The sequence below is a fragment of the Mesorhizobium sp. M2A.F.Ca.ET.039.01.1.1 genome (genome assembly GCF_003998035.1).
Lineage (GTDB): Bacteria > Pseudomonadota > Alphaproteobacteria > Rhizobiales > Rhizobiaceae > Mesorhizobium.
Window position 1 is genome coordinate 1 of sequence record NZ_RZRY01000030.1, and the last position, 24,134, is coordinate 24,134.

Here is a 24,134-nt window from a genome sequence, read left to right on the forward strand (position 1 = left end):
CTGGAATACCGGCGTGTCCTCGACGCGTCTCAACTCTCCGCGCTGGATATGAGTGCTGACCGCACTCAGCGGCAGATAGGCGGCCGCTTTCTGCGACAGGACGTGCTGCAGGCCGATGAAGACCAGCCCGGCCGAGATCGCCGGCTTCACCATTCCGGCAAAGGCGCGGTCGTGCTCGACGCGGAACTCCAGCCCCCAGTCCATCAGGATGTAGTTATTCGTCCACGATCCGAGCTGATCCCTGTGCTGGACGAGAACCACCTGATCAACGGCCAAGGTCTCATAGACGATGCCCGGATGCGGCCTGGGCAGATAGAGGATGCAGATGTCGAGCAGGCCTTCGGCCATCTGGTCGATCGCCAGATCCGGGAAGCTGCCTTCCAGCCTGAGCGCCACGTTCGGCCGTTTCGCGCGCATCCAGTCGATCCAGGGCGAGGTGATGCTGTCCCAGAGATAGGCGGGCGCGGTCAGCCTAAGCAGCGTCTCGTAGCCATCGGGAACGGCGATGTCCTGGCGCGACTGCTCCCAGGTGCGGGTGATCGTCGAGGCATGCGGCAGGAACTGCCGGCCGGCCGGCGTCAGCGTGACGCCGTCGCTGTCGCGCACGAACAGTTTTCGCCCCAGCTGTTCCTCCAGGCCGCGAATGCGCGCGCTGATGGTCGACTGGGCGAGGTTCAGCCGATGGGCCGCCACGGTGAAGCTGCCATGCGCCGCGACCTCCAGGAAACTGCGCAGATTTTCGGTATCCATGGTCCCCTGCCCCGTGAGCTACCGCCATCGAAATCTTCGATGGCCTCGATCAGAAAATATCGCTTTCCGGTCGCGGTCAACAATGGCCTAAATGCCAAAGCCCCTGCGACAAAACAAGGTATGCCGTCATGCCGAAGCATTTCAGGACGATCGACGCCGCTCGCAAAACCCTCAGCGCAATCGAAAATTCCGCTATCGACGAATTGCTCTCCGGCAGGATCGGCCGGCGTGAATTCCTGCGCCATGGCAGCGTGCTCGGCCTGTCGCTGCCCTTCCTCGGCGGCATCGCTTCGGCTGTCGGCCTCGGCGCTCCGCAAGCACGCGCCGAGGGCAAGCCCGGCGGCACGGTGCGCGCCGGCATCGCCGTGCCCGGCGGCGCCATCGATCCGGTGACTTTCTACGACAGCGGCAGCTACCAGCTCGCCTTCCAGACGTCAGAGTTCCTGTGTGTGACGCAGCCCGACCTGACGCTGAAGCCGGTGCTGGCGGAAAGCTGGTCGCCCAATGCCGACGGCAGCGTGTGGACCTTCAAGCTGCGCAAGGGCGTGAAATTCCACAATGGCGAGGATTTCAAGGCCGACGACGTCGTGGCGACCTTCGACCGCCTTGCCGATCCGAACGGCCCCTCCAACGCTCTCTCGGTGTTCAAGGGCCTGCTGTCGAAGGGCGGCACGCGCAAGGTCGACGACCACACGGTCGAATTCCATCTCGACGCGCCGAACGGCAGTTTCCCCTATTCGGTGTCGATCGACAATTACAACGCCGTCATCCTGCCGGCGAGCTACAAGGGCGACTACGAGAAGACCTTCGAAGGCACCGGTCCGTTCCGGCTAGAAAGCTACACGCCGAAGGTCGGCGCGACCTTCGTGCGTAATGCCGACTACTGGGGCGAGAAGGCGCTGCCCGACCGGCTGGAATTCAAGTTCTATGGCGACGTGCAGCCGCGGATTCTCGCGCTGCAGGCGGGCGAGGTCGACGTGCTCGACGCCATCCCGCTCGACGTCAGCCAGGTGGTGCTCGGCAATCCCGACATCACGGTGCTGCGCGTGGCGTCCACCGCGCATCGCCAGCTGCATATGCGCTGCGACATGGCGCCCTTCACCGACAAGCGCGTGCGCCAGGCGCTGGCTCTGTGCATCGACCGCTCCAAGCTGGTCGACGGACTCTGCCGCGGCATGGCGGCGACCGGCAATGACAGCCCGTTCGCGCCGGCCTTCCCGGTCACCGACAAATCGATTGCCCAGCGCACGCAGGACATCGCCAAGGCCAAGCAATTGATGGAAGCGGCCGGCCTTGGCAGCGGCTTCGACATAACGCTGACGACGCTGCGCTATTCCGACATCCCGGGCTATGCGCAGCTGTTCCAGAACTTCGCCAAGGAAATCGGCGCGCGCATCGCGCTCAACATCGAGGACCAGGACAAATATTACGGCAAGGCGGTGTTCGGCCAGTCGGACTGGCTGGACAGCCCGCTCGGCATCACCGACTACGCGCATCGCAGCGTACCGAACGTGTTCCTGAAAAGCCCGCCGGTCAGCGACGGGTCGTGGAACGCGGCGCATTTCAAGAACGCGACCTATGACGGGCTGGTCACCGGCTACCTCAAGGCGCTCGACCTCGACGCCCAGCGCAAGGCCGCTTCCGACATCCAGAAGCTGCTGCTCGATGAGACGCCGGTGATCTTCAGCTATTTCCCGGACCTGCTGGTACCCGTGCGCAAGACTGTCAGCGGCGTGCCGCCGATCGCCGCCGGCCTGCTGCTCGATCGCGTATCGGTGGCGTCATGACCGTGACCGCGCGAAAGAACCCGGCAGCAAACGACGAGAAGAGGACGACGACCATTCGCAAGCCCCATCTGCGCGGCCGCGGGCCGCATTTCCCGATCCTCGACGGCATCGTGCAGTACGAGTTCGAACCGGGCTATGTCGCCTTCACCATGCCCTCGCCCAAGCGGATCAGGGTGCAGGTCGGGCCGATGATCGTCGCCGACACCACCAAGGCGCTGGTGTTCCAGGAGAGCGACCATCTGCCGGTCTATTACTTCCCGATGAGCGACGTGCGCGAGGAGTTCCTGCTGCCCAGCCGCACGAAGACGGAGGATCCGTTCAAGGGTGTCGCCACACATTATTCGCTGAACACCGGCATCACGCTGGTCGAGGACGGCGCCTGGCGCTACCTCGATCCAGTCAAGGGCTGCCCGCCGATCCAGGACTACATCTCCTTCTACTGGCCGAAGATGACGCACTGGTTTGAAGAGGACGAAGAGATCTTCGTCCATGCCCGCGACCCGTTCCGCCGCGTCGACTGCCTGCCTTCGTCGCGGCGCGTGCAGGTGATCCTCGACGGCGAGCAGGTGGCCGATTCACGACGCGGCGTGTTCCTGTTCGAAACCGGACATCCGGTTCGGCACTACCTGCCGATCTCGGACACGCGCCTCGATATGTTTGCGCCCAGCCGCTACATCTCGCGCTGCCCCTACAAGGGCATCTCCAACTACTACCATGTGACGACGCCGAAGAAACGGCACGAGAACCTGGTCTGGTATTATCCCGAGCCGGTGCATGAGGCCGAGCGCATCAAGGCGCTGGTGTGCTTTCATCACGAGCTGGTCGACAAGATTCTGGTCGACGGCGTGGAAATTCCGAAGGAAGCGACGGCGGCGTCGGACGGATATTTTTGAACCTCGAGCCCTGTGGCCGGCCAGATCAGGCCGCTTGATCGAGGCGTCATTCAGCGCATACCTTCCGGTAATCAGGGAGGGTGCGATGGATCTTTTCAAACTGGACGGCGGCGTGGCGCTGGTGACGGGCGCCGGCAGCGGCATTGGTCAGGCGATCGCGATCGGGCTTGCCGAGGCCGGCGCCGATGTCGCCTGTTTCGGTCATGCCTCGAATGGCGGGCTTGAGCAGACTGCCGAGAAGATCAAGGCGCTCGGCCGCAAGGCACTGATGCTGACGGGGAGCGTGACGGCCGAGACCGACCTCGCCGCGGCGATCGATCGGGTTGAAGCCGAACTCGGCGCGCTGACGGTTGCCGTCAACAATGCCGGCATAGCTGGATCGGAAGCGGCCGAGACCATGCCGCTGGAAAAATGGCGCAAGGTGCACGAGGTCAATGTCGCAGGTGTGTTTCTGTCCTGTCAGGCCGAGGCACGCGTCATGCTTCCCCGGCGTGCGGGCTCCATCATCAACATCGCCTCGATGTCGGGCACCATCGTCAACCGCGGGCTGACGCAGGCGCACTACAACTCATCCAAAGCCGCCGTCATCCACATGTCGAAGAGCCTCGCCATGGAGTGGGCGGATCGTGGCCTGCGCGTCAATGTCGTCAGCCCGGGCTACACGCTGACGCCGATGAACAAGCGGCCGGAGGTCGCGGAGGAGATAAAGATCTTCAAGCGCGATACGCCGATGGGGCGTATGGCGGCGCCGGAAGAGATGGTCGGGCCGACCGTGTTCCTGGCCAGCCGTGCGTCCAGTTTCGTGACCGGCCTCGACCTGATCGTCGATGGCGGCTACGTGTGCTGGTAGGCTGATGGGGTGTCTCGAGAGACGCCCACCTTGCTGATTTGACGGATGCGGGCGGAGGCGCGCTGTCCTACTCCGCCGCCACGCCCTTCACCTCGAGATAGCTCTCCATGGAATCGTCCAGCGCCTGCAGCCATGGCGTATGGTGGACCGGCGCCATGGTGCCGGTCATCAGCGAGCGGTAGGCGTTGTCGCGGAAGGTCATGATGTTTTCCATCTTGTGGTGCTCCCACTCCATGAAGGTGTGGTTGACCGCCTCGACGTCGAAGCCCGGATAGTCGGTCTGGTCCATCAGTTCCTTGGTGTAGTCGCCCTGGAACCAGATCATCTGCTCGGCATCCTCCAGCGTCTCCTCGCGCGCGCGCCACTTGGCGCTGTGCTCGGCCATAGCCTCGGCCGAGGGCAGCTTGATGCGGCCCATGATGACGTCGCGGGCGTACCAGGCCTGTGCGTCGAACATGTTGAAGGTGTAGAATTGGTCCTGCATGCCGATATAGAACAGCTTCGGATTCTTCTCCCAGACGACGCCCTCATAGAGATCCAGCGGCCACATGCGGTTGGCGGTCTTGAGCTTGAGATCGTCGGTGAGGAAGGGGAAGGAGTGCAGATAGCCGGTGCACAGGATGATGGCGTCGACATCCCTGGTGGTGCCGTCCTTGAAATGCGCCGTCTTGCCGACGACCTTCTGCAGCAGGGGCACCTCCTTCCAGTTCTCCGGCCATTTGAAGCCCATCGGCTTGGAACGGTAGCTGGTGGTGATCGATTTGGCGCCGTATTTGTAGCATTGCGAACCGATGTCCTCGGCCGAATAGGAACGGCCGATGATCAGGATGTCCTTGCCCTTGAACTCCGTGGCATCGCGGAAATCGTGGCTGTGCAGGATGCGGCCGTTGAAGGTGGAAAAGCCCTCGAAATACGGCACGTTCGGCACGGAGAAATGGCCCGAGGCGACGACGACATTGTCGAACTCTTCCGAATAGGTGACGTCGTTGGTGCGGTCATGCGCGGTGACGGTGAATTTCTTCGTCTCGTCGGAGTAGGTGACCATGCGCACCGGCGTGTTGAACCGCACCCATTTGCGCACCCCGGATTTCTCGACACGGCCCTTGATATAGTCCCACAGCACGGCGCGCGGCGGATAGGAGGCGATCGGCCGGCCGAAATGTTCCTCGAAAGTGTAGTCGGCGAATTCGAGGCATTCCTTCGGGCCGTTCGACCACAGATAGCGGTACATCGAGCCATGCACCGGGTCGCCATGCTCGTCGAGGCCGGTGCGCCAGGTGTAGTTCCACAGGCCGCCCCAGTCGCTCTGCTTTTCGAAACAGACGATTTCCGGGATCTCGGCGCCCTTGTCGGCGGCCGACTTGAAGGCCCTGAGCTGGGCCAGGCCCGACGGTCCGGCTCCGATGACGGCGACACGAGATTTCATTGCGGACCTCCTTTTTGATTTCGACTTTTTCTTGAGGCAATTCCGGGCGGAAAACCGTTCGACACTTTTCCTGGAATTGCTCTCACGAAACAAATTTCACTCACAGTGACAGTAATTGGGTCTTCGGTGCTGTCAACAGGCATCTGAGGGCAAGGGCTTTGCCGCGAACGGATTTCGGCGGAAAACGGAAACCGCCATAAAGAATTGCCGCGACATTCGATGGCTTGCCCTTGCGGTTGCGCTCCTGTATCGCCACCGCATATGTTCACCTAGAGTGAAATAAATCCGCGGATTCGGGGGCGACATGCCGAACAAGACTTCTGACACAAAGCCCGCCGCTGCGGCCGCCAAGGACAAGGCGCCGCCGAAACGCGTTTCGGCCGACGGACGCTCGATCCGCACGCCATTGACCCAAAACCCGCACGCCATCCGCGACACGCGCGAGAAGGTACTCGAAGTGGCGATCGGCCATGAGGTGCGCGCGTTCCGCAAGAAGCTCGGTATCACCGTCGCCGATCTCGCCGCCGCCACCGACATCTCGCTCGGCATGCTGTCCAAGATCGAGAACGGCATCACCTCGCCATCGCTGACGACGCTTCAGGCGCTGTCGCGGGCGTTGGGCGTTCCGGTGACCGCCTTCTTCCGCCGCTTCGAGGAAGAGCACAGCGCCGTCTTTGTCAAGGCGGGCGAAGGTGTCGATGTCGAGCGGCGCGGCACGCGCGCCGGCCACCAGTACAATCTGCTGGGACATATCGGCGCCAACACCAGCGGCGTCGTGGTCGAGCCTTATCTCATCACGCTGACCGAGAATTCGGATGTGTTCCCGACCTTCCAGCATGCCGGCATGGAGTTCCTCTACATGCTCGAGGGCGAGGTGGTTTACCGGCACGGCAACAACCTCTACCCGATGAAGCCGGGCGACAGCCTGTTCTTCGATGCCGACGCGCCGCACGGACCGGAAGAGCTGACGCAACTGCCGATGCGGTATCTGTCGATCATCTGCTATCCGCAGAACAGTGCGGGGTGACACGTTGTTCCTCGCCCCACGATAGTGGGGAGAGGTGGCTCGGCGAAGCCGAGACGGAGAGGGGAGCGCCCTACGAAGGCCCCTCTCCGTCCGCTTCGCGGACACCTCTCCCCCGCTTTGCGGGGGCGAGGAACCCAAGTCTTCAGTCCGGCCCAAATCCCGGTGAAGTCGGGCTGCCATCATCCAGCTTCGACAGCCACTCCACCAGCGTCGGCCGATACCGCGTCAGCCCCTTGTAAGTGGCGAGTTCTTCCGGCAGGTCGCGGATGACGCGGTGCAGGCGGCGCGCCCATTTCGGCTGGGTGACCAGCTCGTCCATCTTGATCAGGTAGCAGCGGATCGGGAAGACGATGGCGTTCGAGCGCGGCAGCCGCCAGAAGCTTTGCAGCTCGACGCGCAGATGTACCTTCTGGCCGACATTCTCGGGCGTGACGGTGGCGCGGTCCGGGCCCCATTTGTGATAGTTCTCGGGGCTGGTGTCGAGGCGCGGATTGATGGTCATCGTCCAGTTGAGGCGCCGCGCCGGCTTGCCCTGCTGGATGTTGGTGAGAAATTTCAGCGCACGGGTGAAGATGCCCTTCTCGTGCGCCAGCGGGACCGGCGCGTGCCATTCGAAGAAGTTCATGCCGATGTCGAAATCGAGCGACCAGTCGGCTTGGGTGGTGACCATGCCGGCATCCATCCACAGATTGCCGTCTCGCTGGTCGAGGATGCAGAAATCGCCCTGGCTCTGGCGGGTGATGTATTCCATCGGGCCATAGGGCAACGTCGAGGTGTCGCCGAAGGTGAAGGTGTCGTCGATGCCGAGCGGCCGGTTGATCCAGCGCCAGCGGTCGCCATCGCGCTCCAGCGTGAAATGCTCGGGATAGCCGAGCGCCTGCTGCTCCATCAAAAGCTCGAGCAGGTCCCAGCCGGCCAGCGTCATATGCGGCAGCGACTGGCAGCGCAGCGGATCCTCCGCCAGCACCAAGGCGCGGTCCTGCATCTCGGCGACATAGTGCTCGTCGACGTCGATCAGGTTTTCCAGCACCGAGCCCTTCGGGCCGACGACATGCGGCTCGATGTTGACCGCGTACATGTAGGCGTCTTCGTTGAACGGGAACGGAAAGCGCCTGATGTGCTCGGGGCTGTTCCTGAAGGTGTAGTCGTCGCGGAAAGTTTCCTTGCGAAAGGTGATGCCCATTGACGCCTCCTATCTTTCCAGGACCAGCGACTTGCCCTCGAAGCGCGAGACGCAAGGCATGATCTTGCAGCCGGAACGGTGGTCTTCCTCGCTCAGCCAGTGATCGTTGTGGATGAACTTCCCGTCGGAGGAGATCACATTGGTCTCGCATTGGCCGCAGACGCCGCCGCGGCAGAGATAAGGCGGGTCGACGCCGGCCGCTTCCATGGCTTCCAGCAGGCTCTGTTGCTCGCCGACGCGGATCGTCTTGCCGCTGAGGGCCAAGGTCACGTCGAACGGCGCGCCGGGCTGGGGCGCCGCGAAATGCTCGAAATGCACCGTCTCCGACGGCCAGCCGAGCGCCGCGGCGCGGTCGCGCACCCAGTTGATCATGCCGGCCGGGCCGCAGACATAGAGATGCGTGCCGAGCGGCTGCGAGGACAACAGCCGGTCGAGATCGATGCGCTCCTCGCGGTCGTCGTGATAGAGCCTGACGCGGTTGCCGTAGCGCTGCCGCAAGACATCGGCATAGGTGCCGAGCGAAGCGGTGCGGCAGGTGTAATGCAATTCGAAATTGCCGCCGGCGCCCGCCAGCTGCGAGGTCTGCGCCATGAAGGGCGTGATGCCGATGCCGCCGGCCAGCATGAGATGCTTTTTCGCCCTGAGATCCAGCGAGAACAAATTGACCGGATAGCTGATCACCATCTCCAGGCCGGGCTTGACCTGTCGGTGCATGAACAGCGAGCCGCCGCGGCCGACATCGTCGCGGCGCACCGAGATCGTGTATTCGCGCGTGTCGAGCGGCGAGCCCATCAGCGAATAGGGGTTGAGCCTGGTGCGATCACTGTCGCGCATCTCGACCACGACATGGGCGCCGCCGGAGAAAGTCGGCAGCAGGCCGCCGTCGCGGCGGCGGAAATGGAAGCGGGTGACGAGATGGTTGACGGGGACGACGTCACTGACGACGACATCGAGCTTGGTGGTGCCGGTGCTCATGGGAAGGCCTCCTCCATCGGAGGAATCTCGGAGCGATCCTCGGCGTTGATGCACACGCCCTGGAAGGCGGCGAGGCGCCGCGAATAATGATCGCGCACCAGGAGCAGCAGGCCGCAATGCGAGCAGAGCGCCGGCTGCGTCGTAACGTTCTCGGTGATGCCCTTGCAGTGCACGCATTGCATGCGCCGCGCCAGCGAGCCGCGATGCTCGGTCTGGATGGAGGTGTGGTCCATGCCGGCTTCGAGCGCTGCCTGCATGGCCTGGCCGATCAGGCCCTCGGTGCCGGCAAGATAGAGACGCAATCCCATATGGGCGTTGGCCAGCGTCTGCTTGAGACGCGGCAGGAGGCTGGCGAAGGACGGCGCGATGTGGAGCTGCGCCGGCTTCAATGCTTCCAGGGCCGCGATGTGCTTGCCCTCCGAGCCTGGAATGAAGTCGATTTCCGCGCCGTCGAAAAAGCCGGGCGGCGCCTTGCCGGCCATATCCGTGATCGCCAGCGCGCCTTCGGCATCGGCGATGAAGAGGTGATGCTTGCCAGGCTGTGGAGACAGGGTTCCGTAAATGGGCCTGCTGATGATCGTCTTGGCTGCCATTCTTCCTTAGATCAGTTGGAGCATGATCTTTTCCGAAAACCGGTTCCCACTTTTCGGGATCATGCTCTAGTGCCTCGAACCCCTCCCCGTTGATGATGCCTCAACCCTTGGCGGTGCGCTTGGTCTTCTTCGGATCGTCGAACGGCAAGGGCTGCGCCGTCGCCTTGATCGAACCGCTTCTGTTGCGGATCTCGAGCCGGGTGTCCTTGACCGCGCAGTCGACGTCAAGGCGGGCGATGCCCATCGATTTCTCGACCAGCGGCGAATACATGGCGCAGGTCACCACGCCCACCTTCATGCCGTCGCGGTAGACCGGCGCGCCTTCGTCCGCCGGCTCCTTGCCGTCGAGCAGCACGCCATAGATCTTGAAGCGCTCCTTGCCCTTCAGCCGATAATGCTCCTCGGCGCCGCGGAAACCGGTCTTGCCGGGGCTGACGGTGAAGTCGAGGCCGAGCTCCCACAGCGTGTCGCCGGGGCCTTCGTTCTCGAACGGATATTTCTGGGAATTGTCGTAGGGGTAGAAGAGCAGATAGCTCTCGACGCGCAGCATGTCGAGCGTGGTGAAGCGGCACGGGATGATGCCGGCGCTCTTGCCCTCCTCGAGGATCCTGTCCCAGATCGTGCCGGCGTCCTGGCCGCGGCAGAAGATCTCGTATCCGCGCTCGCCGGTGTAGCCGGTGCGCGAGATCATGACGGGCAAGCCGAAGAGCTGCGTCTGCATATGGTGGAAATAGGGAAGGTCGCGGATGCCGGGCACATGCTTGGCCAGATAGTCGACGGCGGTCGGCCCTTGCAGCGACAGATCATGCAGATTGTCATCGAAGCGCAGCGAGACGTCGCGCCCCATGGCAGCCCGCTGCAGCTCCTCATGGCCGGTGCCGGAGCCATGCACGACCATCCACGAGTTCGGGCTGATGCGGTAGAGGATGCAGTCGTCGGTGAACTTCCCGGCCTCGTTCAGCATGCAGGCATAGGCCGACTTGCCGGGATAGATCTTCTCCACGTCGCGCGTCGTGGCGAGGTCAATCAGATGCGAGGCGTGCGGCCCGGTGATGTGGACCTTCTTCAGGCCGGAGACGTCCATCAGCCCGGCCTTGGTGCGGATGGCGATATATTCCTCGTCGGCGTCCTTGTCATAGGTCCAGGCGGTGCCCATGCCGCTCCAGTCCTCGAGTTTCGAGCCGAGCGCGCGATGGCGATCCGCCAGGGTCGAGAATCTCCAGGATGCCGTCATCCGATCGTCCTCCGTGCGATTAGGTCGCTTAAGCGGTTGCTGTTCCCTGCTCCTGCTTGGCGGCGGAGCTTGCTCGAATATTGATCGCAAACGGCGGAGCCCTGCAATCCCCTTGAAGCAAATAATTTCATTGTCAGTTAAATTTCTTGCCCGGGGACAAATAGCTTACGGAGCGTAAATCCGGCTTGACAATTTCGAAGATCGGTCGGAATTTATGAAAAAAACTTCACTCTCTAGAAAGAGTGGACGCCCGGTCGATTTCGGGGCCGGACGTCGCCAGAAGGGGAAAAACCGATGTCCGACCTGCAGCAGCGCATCGAAGCGCTGTATCGTTCCGACGTGCGCGGATCCGTGCTCTTGATCGTTTGCCTGTGGGTGACGATCCTCTTCGTCCTCCTGATGACCTGGGCCTACATCCCCGACAGCGGGATCAAGCTCGTGGTGGTGATCGCGGCTGCCGCGGTGCTGATCTTCAACACCGCCGCCATCCTGGCGATGCTCAACCACTACAAGGAAGACAAGGACTTCATCTACGGCCTCGACATCAAGAACGCCGACGCGTTCCGCAACAGCAAGTCCTGAGGGGGAAAGACCATGTCCCGCTACATCCCGCCGGAACAGAGCAAGGCCGGCCAGATTTTCGACATCGCCGTCGTCGTGGTCGCCATCTTCGTGGCGCTGTGGCTGCCGCTGAAGCTCGGCCTTGCCGGCGCGGCGAAATCCATCGATCCCCTGGACGCCAAGACCTGGGACGCGCTCGGCCAGAATGCGACCATGGCGTCGATCTGGGAGAAGCTCGGCTACACGCCCGAGACCGCGCACGACATCATCCAGAACCGTTTCCACTACATCATCGACTGGCCGACGCTGATCATCATGGCGATCGTGCTGGTCGCCTATTTCGTCTTCCTGTTCCGCGCCTCCGATCGCGAGTATCGCGAGGTGATCAACGAAAGATTCGACGACAAGTAATTCGGGGACAAGATCCATGTGGATGGCAATCAACTACGCCTGCTGGGGCATCTCGGTCTTGCTTGCGCTCTGGATGCTCTACGACTGGTTCAAGATCGACACGACCTATTCCGAGGACGTGCTGACTTCCTCGCGCGAAGGCGAGCTTGAAGCCGTTTCCGAGAAACACCGGATCTGAGTGGGGACTGACGATGACCGCTGCGGTTGAAACGGGACTGACGACGACGATCCACGGCGACAGGGTCTCGCTGCTTCGGGTGCTCGGCCCCGCCCATGTCTGGGCGCTCGGTGTCGGCATCGTGCTGGTCGGCGAGTTCACCGGATGGAATTTCGCGGCAGACAAGGGCGGCGCGCTGGCCGCGCTGATCGTCTGCTGGATCGTCGGACTGCTTTACACCTCGGTCGCCATGATCGACTCGGAGGTGACCTCGACCGTGGCCGCCGCCGGCGGCCAGTACGCGCAGGCCAAGCACATTGTCGGACCGCTGATGGCCTTCAACGTCGCGCTGTTCCTGGTGTTCGCCTACACGATGCTCGAAGTGTCGGACGCCATCCTGCTCGGCGACACCATCGTCGCCAAGGCCGGCGTCGAAGGGCTGACGCACAATTCCTTCATCGCCGCGACCATAGTCGTGCTGGCCTGGCTCAACTATCGCGGCGTGCTGATGACGCTCAACGTCAACTTCGTCATCACCGCCATCGCCTATGTCTCGATCGTCATCCTGTTCTTCTCCGTCAGCCCGTGGACGCAGGGCGCGGTGCTGAAGCTCAACGAGTTGGTCACCCCCGGCAACGCGCTGCCCTATGGCTGGATCGGCGTCATCGCCGCCTTCCAGTTCGGCATCTGGTACTATCTCGGCATCGAGGGCACCACGCAGGCGGCCGAGGAAGTGCGCTCGCCGGCGCGCTCCCTGCCCTACGGCACCATGGCCGGCATGATCACGCTTTTGATCGCGGCCGCCATGACCTGGTATGTCTGCGCCTCGCTGATGCCCTGGGAATATCTTGGCATCACCTATTATCCGCTGTGGGACGCCGGCAAGCTCACGGGCAGCCCGCTGCTGGAGAACCTTTTGTTCATCGCGACGCTGCTGGCGGCGCTCGCCTCGGCCAATGGCTGCATCAACGACGCGGCGCGCGCCTGGTTCTCGCTCGGCCGCGACCGCTACCTGCCAAGCTGGTTCTCGGCGGTGCATCCGAAATACCGCACGCCCTATCGCTCGATCCTGTTCCTGCTGCCGATCGCGCTCGCCTTCGCCTTCATCGCCGACCTCAACCAGGCGATCACCTTCTCGATCCTGTCCGGCGTGCTGCAATACACCTTCATGAGCATCAACATCATGATGTTCCGCAAGAAATGGCCGCTGGGCTCGATCCGCCGCGGCTACACGCATCCCTTCCATCCACTGCCGGCGATCGTGCTCTTCTGCCTCTGCATGGTAACGTTCTTCGCCATCTTCCTGGGCTTCGGCTCACAGCTGATCGCGATGACGGTGTTCTATTTCCTGATCTCGCTGTGGTTCCACTTCTATCGCTACAAGTTCGTGCGGCGCGGCGACCAGTTCTCCATGCCGTGGCCGAAGCCGCAGGGTTATTGAGTGGAGTGAAGGCCCGCCTCTCGACGGCGGGCCGTGGCGTGTCGAAATGTCGGAACTGACGTCAGTATTGCTTGCCGGAGCGATCGCATTGGCGGTCGTCGCCCATATTGCCTGGCTCGCGCGCGCCAGCCGCAACAGGGCGAAGGCGGCTCTGGCCGCCGACACGGCGAGCGTCTGCAGCGTCGTTCTCGATGCCGCCGACATTTCCGGCGGCACGGCCGGCGTGGTCACCTGGGCCGGCACGTGGAACGGCCAGCGCGTTCAGCTGCGCACCATCGTCGACACGCTGGCGACGCGAAAGCTGCCGACGCGCTGGCTCAGCGTCTCGATCACTGAGCCGGTCGCCGTGCCGGGCATTTTCGACATGATGATGCGGCCGAATTCGGCGACAACGTTCTCCAATTTCGACCATCTGCCGCACACGCTCCCGAAGGTGCTCGGCTTTCCCGCCGACGCGGTGCTCAAGACGGACCGCAGAGGCGTTGCCTTCCCGCAGGACCTGATCGCCGCGCATATCGACATCTTTGCCGAGGGGCGCGCCAAGGAATTGCTGATCACGCCGAACGGCGTGCGCATCGTCTGGCTGCTGGCCGAGGCCGAGCGCGCGCGCTACGGCGTCTTCCGGCAGGCCGCGTTCGGAGATGCCGGGCTCGATCCGGCCTTGATCGAAAGGCTGCTCGAGGCCGCCTCCACGCTTCGCCAAGCCATCAACCGGCACGAAAGGCAGGCGGCATGAGCGACGGAACCGCCACCCCTGCTCCCGTCAATCCCTATCTCGTGCTCGGCGCGGCGGTCATTTTACCGGCAAGCGGCCACGTCATGCTCGGCGTGCCGGTACGCGGCCTGCAGTTCCTGTTCTTCATGGTGATCCTTGGCTGGATAACGACCAAGCTGGCGCCGGCCGATGCCAGCTTCATCGGCCGCCATGCCGGCGCTTTCCTGATCTATGCTTTCTCGATCCTCGACGCCTACAAGATCGCACGTGTCCGCCATGCGATCTGGGTTCACAAGGCGCGCCCGGGCGGCGATAGTGCCGCAGGCGATGTGCCGCCCAACATGTAACCACAGGAAAATTTCTTTCATAGCAATTGAATTCGGCTCGCTCATTGAGTACATCATCTGAGAGCCAAAAAACGTTGGAGGCTGGCATGTGCGGAATCGTCGGACTTTTCTTGAAGGACAAGGCGCTGGAGCCGAAGCTCGGCGCCATGCTGTCGGAGATGCTGGTGTCGCTCAGCGACCGCGGCCCGGACAGCGCCGGCATCGCCATCTATGGCGCGGCCACCGGCAACGAGGCCAAGATCACCGTGCAGTCACCGAAGGCAGACCGCGATTTCCGCGGCCTCGACGCCGAACTCGCCAAGGCGATCGGCGCGCCGGTGAGCGTGGCGGTGAATTCGACGCACGCCGTCATCAGGACCACGCCGGACAAGGTCGATGCCGCGCGTGAAGCGCTGCAGACGCTCAGGCCCGACATCCGCATCATGGGCGCCGGCGAGGCGGTTGAAATCTACAAGGAGGTCGGCCTGCCGGAGACCGTCGTCGATCGCTTCCATGTGCGCTCGATGACCGGCACGCATGGCATCGGCCATACCCGCATGGCAACGGAATCGGCGGTCACCACGATGGGCGCGCATCCGTTCTCGACCGGCGCCGACCAGTGCCTGGTGCATAACGGCTCGCTCTCCAACCACAACAATGTGCGCCGCGAGCTGATCCGCGACGGCATGAAGTTCGAGACCGAGAACGACACCGAAGTTGCCGCGGCCTATCTTTCCAACCGGATGGCGCATGGCAAGAATCTGGGCGAGGCGTTGGAAGGCACGCTCTCCGACCTCGACGGCTTCTTCACCTTCGTCGTCGGCACGAAGAACGGCTTCGGCGTGGTGCGCGACCCGATCGCCTGCAAGCCGGCCGTGATGGCCGAGACCGACCAGTATGTCGCCTTCGGCTCGGAATATCGCGCGCTGACCAAGCTGCCCGGCATCGACAATGCGCGGGTCTGGGAGCCGGAGCCCGCAACCGTTTATTTCTGGGAGCATTGAGCCGATGCCGGCAACCCCAATGTCGAAGGCCGAACGCGACCAGGGCGGTGCGAGGATCTTCGACCTCTCGCAACATTCGCTGCGCGAATTGAACGAGGCGCTGCACAAGCTCGCGCCGGGTTCGAATGAGACCGCCTGGGAAGTGCTCAACCCGAAAGGCAGCCATTCGGTCGCCGTCGGCGTCGACCAGCCGGTCACCATCGATGTGCGCGGCAGCGTCGGTTATTACTGCGCCGGCATGAATGACGGCGCCGCGATCACCGTGCATGGCTCGGCCGGCCCGGGTGTCGGCGAGAACATGATGTCGGGCTCGATCGTCATCAAGGGCGATGCCAGCCAGTATGCCGGCGCCACCGGCCGCGGCGGCCTGCTGGTCATCGAGGGCAACGCCTCGTCGCGTTGCGGCATCTCTATGAAGGGCATCGACATCGTCGTGCATGGCAATATCGGCCACATGTCGGCCTTCATGGCGCAGTCCGGCAACCTGGTGGTGCTGGGCGATGCCGGCGACGCGCTGGGCGATTCCATCTACGAGGCGCGGCTCTTCGTGCGCGGCAAGGTGGAGAGCCTCGGCGCCGACTGCATCGCCAAGGAGATGCGGCCCGAGCACATCGAATTGCTGCAGGGCCTGCTCGACAAGGCCGGCGTGACCGGCGTCAAGGCATCGGAGTTCAAGCGCTACGGCTCGGCCCGCAAACTCTACAATTTCAACATCGACAACGCCGACGCGTATTGAGGACAGAAATGGCCTATCACAATCCTCCCACGACGCCGCGCAAATCCGCGACCTTCGACGACTACACGCTTTCCGAAATCCGCCGCGCGGCGGCGACCGGCATCTATGACATCCGCGGCGCCGGCGCCAAGCGCAAGCTGCCGCATTTCGACGATCTGTTGTTCCTCGGCGCCTCGATCTCGCGCTATCCGCTCGAAGGCTATCGCGAACGCTGCGACACCTCGGTAGTGCTCGGCTCGCGCCATGCCAAAAAGCCGATCGAGCTAAAGATCCCGATCACCATCGCCGGCATGAGTTTTGGGTCGCTTTCCGGTCCCGCCAAGGAAGCGCTTGGCCGCGGCGCGACGATCGCCGGGACATCGACCACCACAGGCGACGGCGGCATGACCGAGGAAGAACGCGGCCACTCGAAGAGGCTGGTCTATCAGTACCTGCCGTCGCGCTACGGCATGAACCCGCGCGACCTGCGCCGCGCCGACGCCATCGAAGTGGTCGTCGGCCAGGGCGCCAAGCCCGGCGGCGGCGGCATGCTGCTCGGGCAGAAGATCTCCGACCGCGTCGCCGAGATGCGCACCCTGCCCAAGGGCATCGACCAGCGTTCCGCCTCGCGCCATCCCGACTGGACCGGGCCGGACGATCTCGAGATCAAGATTCTCGAGCTGCGCGAGATCACCGACTGGGAAAAGCCGATCTATGTGAAGGTCGGCGGCGCTCGGCCCTATTACGATACGGCACTCGCTGTGAAGGCCGGCGCCGACGTCGTCGTGGTCGACGGCATGCAGGGCGGCACGGCCGCGACACAGGAAGTGTTCATCGAGAATGTCGGCCAGCCGACGCTTGCCTGCATCAGGCCGGCGGTGCAGGCGCTGCAGGACCTCGGCATGCACCGCAAGGTGCAGCTCATCGTTTCCGGCGGCATTCGCAACGGCGCCGACGTCGCCAAGGCGCTGGCGCTTGGCGTCGATGCGGTGTCGATCGGCACGGCGGCGCTGGTCGCGCTCGGCGACAACGATCCGCGCTGGGAGGCCGAGTACAATGAGCTCGGCACCACAGCCGGCGCCTATGACGACTGGCATGAGGGCCGCGACCCGGCCGGCATCACCACGCAGGACCCCGAACTGATGAAGCGGGTCGACCCGATCGCGGCCGGACGACGCCTGGCAAATTACCTCAAGGTGATGACGCTGGAGGCGCAGACGATTGCCCGCGCCTGCGGCAAGAACAGCCTGCACAATCTGGAGCCCGAGGATCTCGTTGCGCTTACCATCGAAGCCGCCGCCATGGCCGTGGTGCCTTTGGCCGGCACCAACTGGATACCGGGAAAGAACGGCTTCTAGGACAACTTCCAAGACCACATAAGCGAGGAACTATAATGGGGAACGATCTCGCCGCATTCGCCAAGGAGAACGGCGTCAAATATTTCATGATCTCCTACACCGACCTGTTCAGCGGCCAGCGTGCCAAGCTGGTGCCGGCGCAGGCGATCGCCGACATGCAGAAGGACGGCGCCGGCTTTGCCGGTTTCGCGACATGGCTCGACCTGACGCCGGCGCATCCGGACATGCTGGCGGTGCCGGACCCGGATTCGGTCATCCAATTGCCGTGGAAGAAAGACGTCGCCTGGGTGGCGGCCACCTGCGTGATGGATGACAAGCTCGTCGACCAGGCGCCGCGCAACACGCTGAAGCGGGTGATCGACGAAGCGGCCCGCGACGGCATGCATGTCAAGACCGGCGTAGAGGCCGAGTTCTTCCTGATCTCGCCCGACGGCAAGGCGATCTCCGACGAATACGACACAGCCTCGAAGCCCTGCTACGACCAGCAGGCGGTGATGCGCCGCTACGACGTGATCGCCGAGATCTGCGACCACATGCTGGCGCTGGGCTGGGGCCCGTACCAGAACGACCACGAGGACGCCAACGGCCAGTTCGAGATGAACTGGACCTTCGACCACGCGATGGCGACCGCCGACAAGCACTCCTTCTTCAAGTTCATGGTCAAGTCGATCGCCGAGAAGCACGGCCTGCGCGCGACCTTCATGCCGAAGCCCTTCCAGGGCCTGACCGGCAATGGCTGCCATGCGCATATCTCGGTGTGGGACGAGGCCGGCAAGACCAATGTCTTTGCCGACAATTCGGAAGAGCTTGGCCTCTCCGCCAAGGGCAGGAACTTCCTTGGCGGCATCATGAAACATGCGTCGGCGCTTGCCGCGATCACCAATCCGACGGTCAACTCCTACAAGCGCATCAACGCGCCGCGCACCATCTCTGGCGCGACCTGGGCGCCGAACACGGTGACCTGGACCGGCAACAACCGCACCCACATGGTGCGCGTGCCGGGGCCCGGCCGCTTCGAGCTGCGCCTGCCGGACGGCGCCGCCAACCCCTATCTCCTGCAGGCGGTGATCATCGCCGCCGGCCTCGACGGCATCCGCTCCAAGGCCGACCCCGGCAAGCGCTACGACATCGACATGTACCAGTTCGGCCATACCGTCACGGATGCGCCGAAACTGCCGCTCAACCTGCTCGACGCGTTGCGCGAATTCGACAACGACAAATCGCTCAAGGCGGCGCTGGGTGAGGAATTTTCGTCGGCATATCTAAAGCTGAAGCAGCAGGAATGGAATTCCTATGCTTCGCACTTCACGCAGTGGGAGCGCGACCACACGCTGGATATCTAGCATCCAGCGTTGAGGGTGAGCGGCCTCGGAATGATTTTATGAAATACTCGATCTTCTCGCTCGCCCGCGCCGCTCTCTCCGGGCACAAGAACTGGCAGCCGACATGGCGCGACGCGGCACCCAAGGATCGCTACGACGTGGTGATCATCGGCGGCGGCGGGCACGGGCTCGCCACCGCCTGGTTCCTCGCCAGCGAGTTCGGCATCCGCAACGTCGCGGTGCTCGAAAAAGGCTGGATCGGCTCCGGCAACGCCGGCCGCAACACCACCATCATCCGCTCCAATTACGGCCTCCCCGGCAACACCGGATTCTACGAGCTTTCGATGAAGCTGTGGGAGCGGATGGAGCAGGACCTCAACTACAACGCCATGGTCAGCCAGCGCGGCGTGCTCAACCTCTATCACTCCGACGCGCAGCGCGACGCCTTCGCCCGGCGCGGCAACACGATGCGCATCAACGGCATCGATGCCGAGCTGCTCGACCAGGCGGCGCTGCGCAAGATGCTGCCATTCCTGAATTTCGAGAATGCGCGCTTTCCAATCCAGGGCGGGCTGCTGCAGCGCCGCGGCGGCACGGCCCGCCACGACGCCGTAGTCTGGGGCTATGCGCATGCGGCGAGCGCGCTTGGCGTCGACATCATCCAGAATTGCGAGGTCACCGGTTTCACGCGCGACGCCAACGGCAAGGTCACCGGCGTCGAGACGTCGCGCGGCAAGATCGGCGCTGGGAAAGTCGGCATGGCGGTGGCGGGTTCCTCGTCACGCGTCGCGGCTATGGCGGGGCTTCGCCTGCCGATCGAAAGCCATGTGCTGCAGGCCTTCGTCTCCGAAGCGATCAAGCCGCTGATCCCCGGCGTCATGACCTTCGGCGCCGGACATTTCTATGTCAGCCAGTCCGACAAGGGCGGGCTGGTCTTTGGCGGCGATATCGACGGCTATAATTCCTACGCGCAGCGCGGCAATCTGCCGGTGGTCGAGGATGTCTGCGAAGGCGGCATGGCTCTGATCCCGATGATCGGCCGCGTGCGGCTGTTGCGCCAATGGGGCGGCATCATGGACATGTCGATGGACGGCACGCCAATCATCGACAAGAGCCCGGTCGACGGCCTCTACATCAATGCCGGCTGGTGCTATGGCGGCTTCAAGGCGACGCCGGGCTCGGGCTTCGTCTTCGCCCATCTCCTCGCCCGCGATCAATCGCACAAGGAAGCCGCGCTTTTCCGCCTCGACCGGTTCCAGCGCGGCGCCATGATCGACGAGAAGGGCCAGGGCGCCCAACCGAACCTGCACTGAGGCCGCCAGAAGACCATGCGTATCACCTGTCCCTTCTGCGGCGAACGCGAGCTCGGCGAGTTCACCTATCTCGGCGACGCCAAGCCGCAACGTCCCGCGGCCGATGCCGGCGAGGACGCGGTCTACGACTATGTCTATCTGCGCGACAACATCGCCGGCGTGATGAGCGAGCACTGGTACCATGGCGGCGGTTGCCGGGCGTGGCTGAAGGTCACTCGCAACACGCTGACGCATGAGATTTCGGCGGTCGAGGCGGCTGCAGGCGCCGGCGCCGCCAAGGTTGGTGCGTGATGGCCGGCGATCAGGCAAACCGTCTCACATCCGGCGGCCTCATCGATCGCTCGACCGCGCTCAGCTTCCGCTTCGACGGAAAGACTCTTTTGGGCTTCAAGGGCGACACGCTGGCTTCGGCGCTGGTCGCCAATGGTGTCAAGCTGGTCGGCCGATCGTTCAAATATCACCGCCCGCGCGGCATCCTGACCGCAGGGTCGGAAGAGCCGAACGCACTGGTCGAATTGCGCAGCGGCGCCAGGCGCGAGCCGAACACCAAGGCGACCACCGCCGAGCTTTATGAAGGCCTCGAAGCCGCCAGCCAGAATCGCTGGCCGTCGCTCAATTTCGACGTCATGTCGGTCAACCAGCTGTTCGCGCCGATCTTCGTCGCCGGCTTCTACTACAAGACCTTCATGTGGCCGGCGAAGTTCTGGGAAGCAATCTACGAGCCGGCGATCCGCCGCGCCGCCGGCCTCGGTCGCGCGGCGGGCGTTTCCGATCCCGACCACTATGACAAGGCCTGGGCGCATTGCGACGTGGTGATCGCGGGTTCCGGGCCGGCTGGTCTGGCGGCTGCCCTTGCCGCCGGCCGCAGCGGCGCGCGCGTCATCCTGTGCGAGGAGGATTTCGTCCTTGGCGGGCGGCTGCTTGCCGATGGCGGTCCGATCGACGGACTGCCCGCCGCCGAATGGGTTGCGCGCGCGGTTGCCGAACTGACTGTGATGCCCGATGTGCGCATCATGACGCGCACATCCCTGTTCGGCGTCTATGCCGGCGGCACCTATGGCGCGATCGAGCGCGTCAACGACCATCTGCCGGTCCCGCCGGAGCATCAGGTGCGGCAGCGGCTGTGGCGGATTGTGGCCAAGCGCTGCGTGGTTGCCGCCGGCGCGATCGAACGTCCCATCGTCTTTGCCGGCAACGACACACCGGGCGTGATGATGGCGTCGGCCATGCGCAGCTACATCAACCGCTACGCCGCTACGCCGGCGAGACACATCGCGGTCTTCACCAACAATGAAGACGGCTGGCGCACGGCCGAGACGGCGATCGCCGCCGGGCTGCAAGTGGCGGCGGTGATCGATGCGCGGCCGGATGTTTCGCCGGCGCATCGCTCGCTGGCCAGCAAGGGCGGCTTTCCGGTGCTGCACGGCTCGGTCTCCGCTGTCGATGGCGGCAAGACCGGCGTGCGCAAGATTTCCGTCTCACTGACCGGCGGCGCACGCGCCGAGGTCGAGGCCGACGGGCTCGCCGTCTCGGGCGGCTGGAACCCGGCCGTCGGCCTCACCTCCTATCATCGCGGCCGGCCGAAATGGCGCGACGACATCGCCGCCTTCGTGCCGGACGGCGCGCCGCCCGGCATGGTCGCCGCGGGCGCCGCCAATGGCGCTTTCGGTCTCGGGGCCTGCCTGCGCGAAGGGTTCGAAGCCGGCGCTGCCGCGGCGCGCGATGCCGGGCGCGGCGGCAATATCGGCTCGATGCCGGTCGCTGACGACGCGGCTTTCTCGCTAACGCCGCTCTGGCATGTCGCCGGCAAGGGCAAGGCCTTCGTCGACCAGCAGCATGACGTCACGGCTTCCGATGTCGAGCTGGCGCAGCGCGAGGGTTTTCAATCGGTCGAGCATCTGAAGCGCTACACCACGCTCGGCATGGCGACCGACCAGGGCAAGACCTCCAATGTCGCCGGCCTCGCCATCATGGCGGCGGTCAGCGGCAAATCCATTCCCGAGACCGGCACGACGATCTACCGGCCGCCTTATGTGCCGGTCGCCATCGGCGCGTTCGCCGGCCATCACCGCGACGAGAATTTTCATGCGACGCGGCTGACGCCGTCGCATCACTGGGCGGCCGAACAAGGCGCGGTGTTTGTCGACACCGGGCTTTGGAAGCGCGCCCAATGGTACCCCCGCGCGGGCGAGAAAGACTGGCTGGAATCGGTGACGCGCGAGGTGAAGGCGGTGCGCAGCAGCGTGGGCTTCTGCGATGTCTCGACGCTCGGCAAGATCGACGTGCACGGGCCCGACGCCGGCGCCTTCCTCGACCGCGTCTACATCAACGCTTTCTCCAGCCTCGCCGTCGGCAAGGCGCGCTACGGGCTGATGCTGCGCGAGGACGGCATCGTCTATGACGACGGCACGACCTCCCGCCTCGCCGAGGACCATTATTTCCTGACCACCACGACGGCGAAAGCCGGGCTGGTGATGCAGCATCTGGAGTTCTGCCGCCAGGTGCTGTTCCCCGAGCTCGATGTGCAGCTTACGTCGGTTTCCGATCAGTGGGCGCAGTTCTCGATCGCCGGGCCGAAGACCCGCGATCTCTTGAAGGAGATCGTCGATCCGGCCGAGGACCTGTCGAACGAAGGCTTCCCGTTCATGGGCGCGCGCGAGGTCAAGCTGCGCGGCGGCCTGAAAGCGCGGCTGTTCCGCATTTCCTTCTCCGGCGAGATGGCGTTCGAGATTTCGGTGCCGGCACGTTATGGCGAAGCGATGGCGCGCAATTTGATGATTGCGGGCGAGCCATTCGGCGTGACGCCTTACGGCACCGAAGCGCTCGGTGTGATGCGCATCGAGAAGGGGCACGTCGCCGGACCCGAGCTCAGCGGCACCACCACGGCCGGCGATCTCGGCCTCGGCAAGATGATGTCGACCAAAAAGGATTTCATCGGCCGCGTCATGGCCGGCCGCGAGGCATTGGTCGCGCTGAACCGGCAGGTGGTCGTCGGCATCAAGCCGACCGACAAGGCGCGCCGCCTGCGCTCCGGCGCGCATATCATCCCGAAGGGCGAAACGCCCGGCCCCGAGAACGACCAGGGCTATGTCACCTCGGTGTGCTTCTCGCCGGTGCTCGACCAGTGGATCGGGCTCGGCCTCGTCGAGCGCGGCCGCGAGCGCATCGGCGAGACCGTGCGCGCGCATGATCCGCTGCGCTCAGAGGACTACGATGTCGAGCTCTGCAGTCCCGTCTTCTACGATCCGGATGGAGGGCGCCAGCGTGGCTGATTTTTCCTGGGATGTCCGCAGCCCGCTCGACCGCGCGCTCGTCGGCGGCGCTTATGGCGCGCAGGGCGAAGCCGGCGTGACGCTGACCGAGATCCGCAATTTCGACCTCGTGCAGGTCATGGCGCGGCGCGGCAAGGCCGGCGAGATGATCGCCGCTGCGAAGGCGCACTTCGGCGTTGCCGCGCCGGAGACGCCCAAGGCTATCGGCACGTCGGACGCGTCGCTGATCTGGTCAGGACCGGACCAGTTCCTTGTGCTGTCCAAGGACGGCAAGCATTCGATTGAGGTGCTTGCCCCTGGCTTTGCCGGTTCGGCTTCGCTGTCCGACCAATCGCATGCGCGGGCGTTGATCAGCATCTCCGGCGACAAGGCGCGCGCGATGCTCGCCAAGCTGTCGTCGATCGATTTGCATCCCGATGTATTTGGCGTAGGTGCGGCGGCGGCGACCTCGATGGATCATACGAGCGTCACGTTGTGGCGCGGTGGTGATCGCAACGGACTGGCTGTTTTCAATCTGCTGGTGTTTGCGACTTTTGCCGAGAGCCTTTGGCACACTGTGCTGGATTCCGCTGCTGAGTATGGCGTGACCATCGGCCATTCCGAGGACCTTTAGCGGTCAACCGCCAAAACTCGGCGCTGCCCCTCATCTGCCTGCCGGCATCTTCTCCCCGTATAGTGACGGGGAGAAGGGGCTGGTGTCCGAACCGGATAGATAGGTAACAGAATGGACCGATTAGATGGGTGACAGTTTTCTTGCCAGCCGGGAGGACCGGCGATGGTTTGGCGAGAGACTGGCATCATGGATGAGCGGCTTCGTTTTG

General features: G+C 63.9%; 24 protein-coding genes. 18 read left to right on the forward strand and 6 right to left on the reverse strand.

Going from position 1 to position 24,134, the window contains the following annotated elements; genetic code table 11:
• The coding region (locus tag EOA24_RS04860) for a LysR family transcriptional regulator (RefSeq protein ID WP_133374462.1) at positions 1 to 750 on the reverse strand (750 nt) is incomplete at its 3' end.
• A gap of 128 nt (positions 751 to 878) precedes the next feature.
• Between EOA24_RS04860 and EOA24_RS04865 the strand changes: the two genes are divergently transcribed.
• From EOA24_RS04865 to EOA24_RS04875, 3 genes are all read left to right on the forward strand, one after another.
• Positions 879 to 2,537, forward strand: coding sequence for an ABC transporter substrate-binding protein (locus EOA24_RS04865; protein ID WP_127409649.1), 1,659 nt, complete (start codon positions 879 to 881; stop codon positions 2,535 to 2,537).
• A complete protein-coding gene (locus EOA24_RS04870; RefSeq protein WP_126078659.1) occupies positions 2,534 to 3,430 on the forward strand; it encodes a DUF427 domain-containing protein in 897 nt (298 codons plus the stop codon). Before EOA24_RS04865 ends, EOA24_RS04870 begins: the two co-directional genes overlap by 4 nt.
• Positions 3,431 to 3,515: 85 nt before the next feature.
• Positions 3,516 to 4,280: an SDR family oxidoreductase gene (locus EOA24_RS04875; protein ID WP_126078660.1), complete on the forward strand. Its 765-nt coding sequence runs from the start codon at positions 3,516 to 3,518 to the stop codon at positions 4,278 to 4,280.
• Between the two features lie 67 nt (positions 4,281 to 4,347).
• Here the strand turns inward: EOA24_RS04875 and EOA24_RS04880 are convergent, their stop codons facing one another.
• The gene (locus EOA24_RS04880; RefSeq protein ID WP_126078661.1) at positions 4,348 to 5,706 is read right to left on the reverse strand and encodes an NAD(P)/FAD-dependent oxidoreductase; all 1,359 of its coding nucleotides are present in this window, start codon (positions 5,704 to 5,706) and stop codon (positions 4,348 to 4,350) included.
• A 304-nt stretch (positions 5,707 to 6,010) separates the two neighbouring features.
• Between EOA24_RS04880 and EOA24_RS04885 the strand changes: the two genes are divergently transcribed.
• Complete coding sequence (locus EOA24_RS04885) at positions 6,011 to 6,733, forward strand: XRE family transcriptional regulator (protein ID WP_126062322.1); 723 nt, start codon at positions 6,011 to 6,013, stop codon at positions 6,731 to 6,733.
• A gap of 142 nt (positions 6,734 to 6,875) precedes the next feature.
• On the opposite strand, the gene EOA24_RS04890 is transcribed toward EOA24_RS04885, so the two are convergent.
• From EOA24_RS04890 to EOA24_RS04905, 4 genes are all read right to left on the reverse strand, one after another.
• Positions 6,876 to 7,916, reverse strand: a complete 1,041-nt coding sequence (locus tag EOA24_RS04890; protein WP_126078662.1) for a DUF3445 domain-containing protein — start codon at positions 7,914 to 7,916, stop codon at positions 6,876 to 6,878.
• Positions 7,917 to 7,925: 9 nt separating this feature from the next.
• Positions 7,926 to 8,891, reverse strand: coding sequence for a PDR/VanB family oxidoreductase (locus EOA24_RS04895; protein WP_126078663.1), 966 nt, complete (start codon positions 8,889 to 8,891; stop codon positions 7,926 to 7,928).
• Positions 8,888 to 9,484: a dimethylamine monooxygenase subunit DmmA family protein gene (locus EOA24_RS04900; RefSeq protein WP_126078664.1), complete on the reverse strand. Its 597-nt coding sequence runs from the start codon at positions 9,482 to 9,484 to the stop codon at positions 8,888 to 8,890. The genes EOA24_RS04895 and EOA24_RS04900 overlap by 4 nt, the downstream gene beginning before the upstream one ends.
• Positions 9,485 to 9,584: 100 nt before the next feature.
• Positions 9,585 to 10,718 carry an aminomethyltransferase family protein gene (locus EOA24_RS04905; protein ID WP_126078665.1) on the reverse strand — a complete coding sequence of 378 codons (1,134 nt, stop codon included), beginning with the start codon at positions 10,716 to 10,718 and terminating at the stop codon, positions 9,585 to 9,587.
• A gap of 294 nt (positions 10,719 to 11,012) precedes the next feature.
• Between EOA24_RS04905 and EOA24_RS04910 the strand changes: the two genes are divergently transcribed.
• The 14 genes from EOA24_RS04910 to EOA24_RS04975 all read left to right on the forward strand — a co-directional run bounded on the left by EOA24_RS04910 (position 11,013) and on the right by EOA24_RS04975 (position 23,926).
• Positions 11,013 to 11,300, forward strand: coding sequence for a hypothetical protein (locus EOA24_RS04910; RefSeq protein WP_042645897.1), 288 nt, complete (start codon positions 11,013 to 11,015; stop codon positions 11,298 to 11,300).
• A gap of 12 nt (positions 11,301 to 11,312) precedes the next feature.
• Complete coding sequence (locus EOA24_RS04915) at positions 11,313 to 11,690, forward strand: hypothetical protein (RefSeq protein WP_126078666.1); 378 nt, start codon at positions 11,313 to 11,315, stop codon at positions 11,688 to 11,690.
• Positions 11,691 to 11,706: 16 nt separating this feature from the next.
• A complete protein-coding gene (locus EOA24_RS04920; RefSeq protein ID WP_042645899.1) occupies positions 11,707 to 11,868 on the forward strand; it encodes a hypothetical protein in 162 nt (53 codons plus the stop codon).
• Between the two features lie 13 nt (positions 11,869 to 11,881).
• Positions 11,882 to 13,288 (forward strand): amino acid permease, encoded by a 1,407-nt coding sequence (locus EOA24_RS04925; RefSeq protein ID WP_126078667.1) that lies wholly within the window; start codon positions 11,882 to 11,884, stop codon positions 13,286 to 13,288.
• Positions 13,289 to 13,334: 46 nt separating this feature from the next.
• Positions 13,335 to 14,024 (forward strand): hypothetical protein, encoded by a 690-nt coding sequence (locus EOA24_RS04930; protein ID WP_189343211.1) that lies wholly within the window; start codon positions 13,335 to 13,337, stop codon positions 14,022 to 14,024.
• Positions 14,021 to 14,350 (forward strand): hypothetical protein, encoded by a 330-nt coding sequence (locus tag EOA24_RS04935; protein ID WP_127250310.1) that lies wholly within the window; start codon positions 14,021 to 14,023, stop codon positions 14,348 to 14,350. Before EOA24_RS04930 ends, EOA24_RS04935 begins: the two co-directional genes overlap by 4 nt.
• Before the next feature lie 86 nt (positions 14,351 to 14,436).
• A complete protein-coding gene (locus EOA24_RS04940; protein ID WP_127409650.1) occupies positions 14,437 to 15,333 on the forward strand; it encodes a glutamine amidotransferase family protein in 897 nt (298 codons plus the stop codon).
• Between the two features lie 4 nt (positions 15,334 to 15,337).
• Positions 15,338 to 16,069 (forward strand): GXGXG domain-containing protein, encoded by a 732-nt coding sequence (locus EOA24_RS04945; RefSeq protein WP_126078670.1) that lies wholly within the window; start codon positions 15,338 to 15,340, stop codon positions 16,067 to 16,069.
• A gap of 8 nt (positions 16,070 to 16,077) precedes the next feature.
• Positions 16,078 to 17,406: an FMN-binding glutamate synthase family protein gene (locus EOA24_RS04950; protein ID WP_126078671.1), complete on the forward strand. Its 1,329-nt coding sequence runs from the start codon at positions 16,078 to 16,080 to the stop codon at positions 17,404 to 17,406.
• Positions 17,407 to 17,441: 35 nt separating this feature from the next.
• Positions 17,442 to 18,749: a type III glutamate--ammonia ligase gene (gene glnT, locus EOA24_RS04955; protein WP_126078672.1), complete on the forward strand. Its 1,308-nt coding sequence runs from the start codon at positions 17,442 to 17,444 to the stop codon at positions 18,747 to 18,749.
• A 38-nt stretch (positions 18,750 to 18,787) separates the two neighbouring features.
• On the forward strand, positions 18,788 to 20,041 hold the full coding sequence (locus EOA24_RS04960) for a sarcosine oxidase subunit beta family protein (protein WP_126078673.1): 1,254 nt from the start codon (positions 18,788 to 18,790) through the stop codon (positions 20,039 to 20,041).
• 15 nt (positions 20,042 to 20,056) lie between these two features.
• Entirely contained in the window at positions 20,057 to 20,332 is a 276-nt protein-coding gene (locus EOA24_RS04965) for a sarcosine oxidase subunit delta (protein ID WP_126078674.1), read from the forward strand.
• Complete coding sequence (locus EOA24_RS04970) at positions 20,332 to 23,313, forward strand: sarcosine oxidase subunit alpha (protein ID WP_127409651.1); 2,982 nt, start codon at positions 20,332 to 20,334, stop codon at positions 23,311 to 23,313. The genes EOA24_RS04965 and EOA24_RS04970 overlap by 1 nt, the downstream gene beginning before the upstream one ends.
• The gene (locus EOA24_RS04975; protein ID WP_126078676.1) at positions 23,306 to 23,926 is read left to right on the forward strand and encodes a sarcosine oxidase subunit gamma family protein; all 621 of its coding nucleotides are present in this window, start codon (positions 23,306 to 23,308) and stop codon (positions 23,924 to 23,926) included. The genes EOA24_RS04970 and EOA24_RS04975 overlap by 8 nt, the downstream gene beginning before the upstream one ends.
• Positions 23,927 to 24,134: the final 208 nt, after the last annotated feature.

Bases quoted from the DNA above. Each gene is read 5' to 3' on its own strand.
- EOA24_RS04865 (WP_127409649.1), top strand. From the start codon at position 879: ATGCCGAAGCATTTCAGGACGATCGACGCCGCTCGCAAAACCCTCAGC.
- EOA24_RS04870 (WP_126078659.1), top strand. From the start codon at position 2,534: ATGACCGTGACCGCGCGAAAGAACCCGGCAGCAAACGACGAGAAGAGG.
- EOA24_RS04875 (WP_126078660.1), top strand. From the start codon at position 3,516: ATGGATCTTTTCAAACTGGACGGCGGCGTGGCGCTGGTGACGGGCGCC.
- EOA24_RS04880 (WP_126078661.1), bottom strand. From the start codon at position 5,706: ATGAAATCTCGTGTCGCCGTCATCGGAGCCGGACCGTCGGGCCTGGCC.
- EOA24_RS04885 (WP_126062322.1), top strand. From the start codon at position 6,011: ATGCCGAACAAGACTTCTGACACAAAGCCCGCCGCTGCGGCCGCCAAG.
- EOA24_RS04890 (WP_126078662.1), bottom strand. From the start codon at position 7,916: ATGGGCATCACCTTTCGCAAGGAAACTTTCCGCGACGACTACACCTTC.
- EOA24_RS04895 (WP_126078663.1), bottom strand. From the start codon at position 8,891: ATGAGCACCGGCACCACCAAGCTCGATGTCGTCGTCAGTGACGTCGTC.
- EOA24_RS04900 (WP_126078664.1), bottom strand. From the start codon at position 9,484: ATGGCAGCCAAGACGATCATCAGCAGGCCCATTTACGGAACCCTGTCT.
- EOA24_RS04905 (WP_126078665.1), bottom strand. From the start codon at position 10,718: ATGACGGCATCCTGGAGATTCTCGACCCTGGCGGATCGCCATCGCGCG.
- EOA24_RS04910 (WP_042645897.1), top strand. From the start codon at position 11,013: ATGTCCGACCTGCAGCAGCGCATCGAAGCGCTGTATCGTTCCGACGTG.
- EOA24_RS04915 (WP_126078666.1), top strand. From the start codon at position 11,313: ATGTCCCGCTACATCCCGCCGGAACAGAGCAAGGCCGGCCAGATTTTC.
- EOA24_RS04920 (WP_042645899.1), top strand. From the start codon at position 11,707: ATGTGGATGGCAATCAACTACGCCTGCTGGGGCATCTCGGTCTTGCTT.
- EOA24_RS04925 (WP_126078667.1), top strand. From the start codon at position 11,882: ATGACCGCTGCGGTTGAAACGGGACTGACGACGACGATCCACGGCGAC.
- EOA24_RS04930 (WP_189343211.1), top strand. From the start codon at position 13,335: ATGTCGGAACTGACGTCAGTATTGCTTGCCGGAGCGATCGCATTGGCG.
- EOA24_RS04935 (WP_127250310.1), top strand. From the start codon at position 14,021: ATGAGCGACGGAACCGCCACCCCTGCTCCCGTCAATCCCTATCTCGTG.
- EOA24_RS04940 (WP_127409650.1), top strand. From the start codon at position 14,437: ATGTGCGGAATCGTCGGACTTTTCTTGAAGGACAAGGCGCTGGAGCCG.
- EOA24_RS04945 (WP_126078670.1), top strand. From the start codon at position 15,338: ATGCCGGCAACCCCAATGTCGAAGGCCGAACGCGACCAGGGCGGTGCG.
- EOA24_RS04950 (WP_126078671.1), top strand. From the start codon at position 16,078: ATGGCCTATCACAATCCTCCCACGACGCCGCGCAAATCCGCGACCTTC.
- glnT (WP_126078672.1), top strand. From the start codon at position 17,442: ATGGGGAACGATCTCGCCGCATTCGCCAAGGAGAACGGCGTCAAATAT.
- EOA24_RS04960 (WP_126078673.1), top strand. From the start codon at position 18,788: ATGAAATACTCGATCTTCTCGCTCGCCCGCGCCGCTCTCTCCGGGCAC.
- EOA24_RS04965 (WP_126078674.1), top strand. From the start codon at position 20,057: ATGCGTATCACCTGTCCCTTCTGCGGCGAACGCGAGCTCGGCGAGTTC.
- EOA24_RS04970 (WP_127409651.1), top strand. From the start codon at position 20,332: ATGGCCGGCGATCAGGCAAACCGTCTCACATCCGGCGGCCTCATCGAT.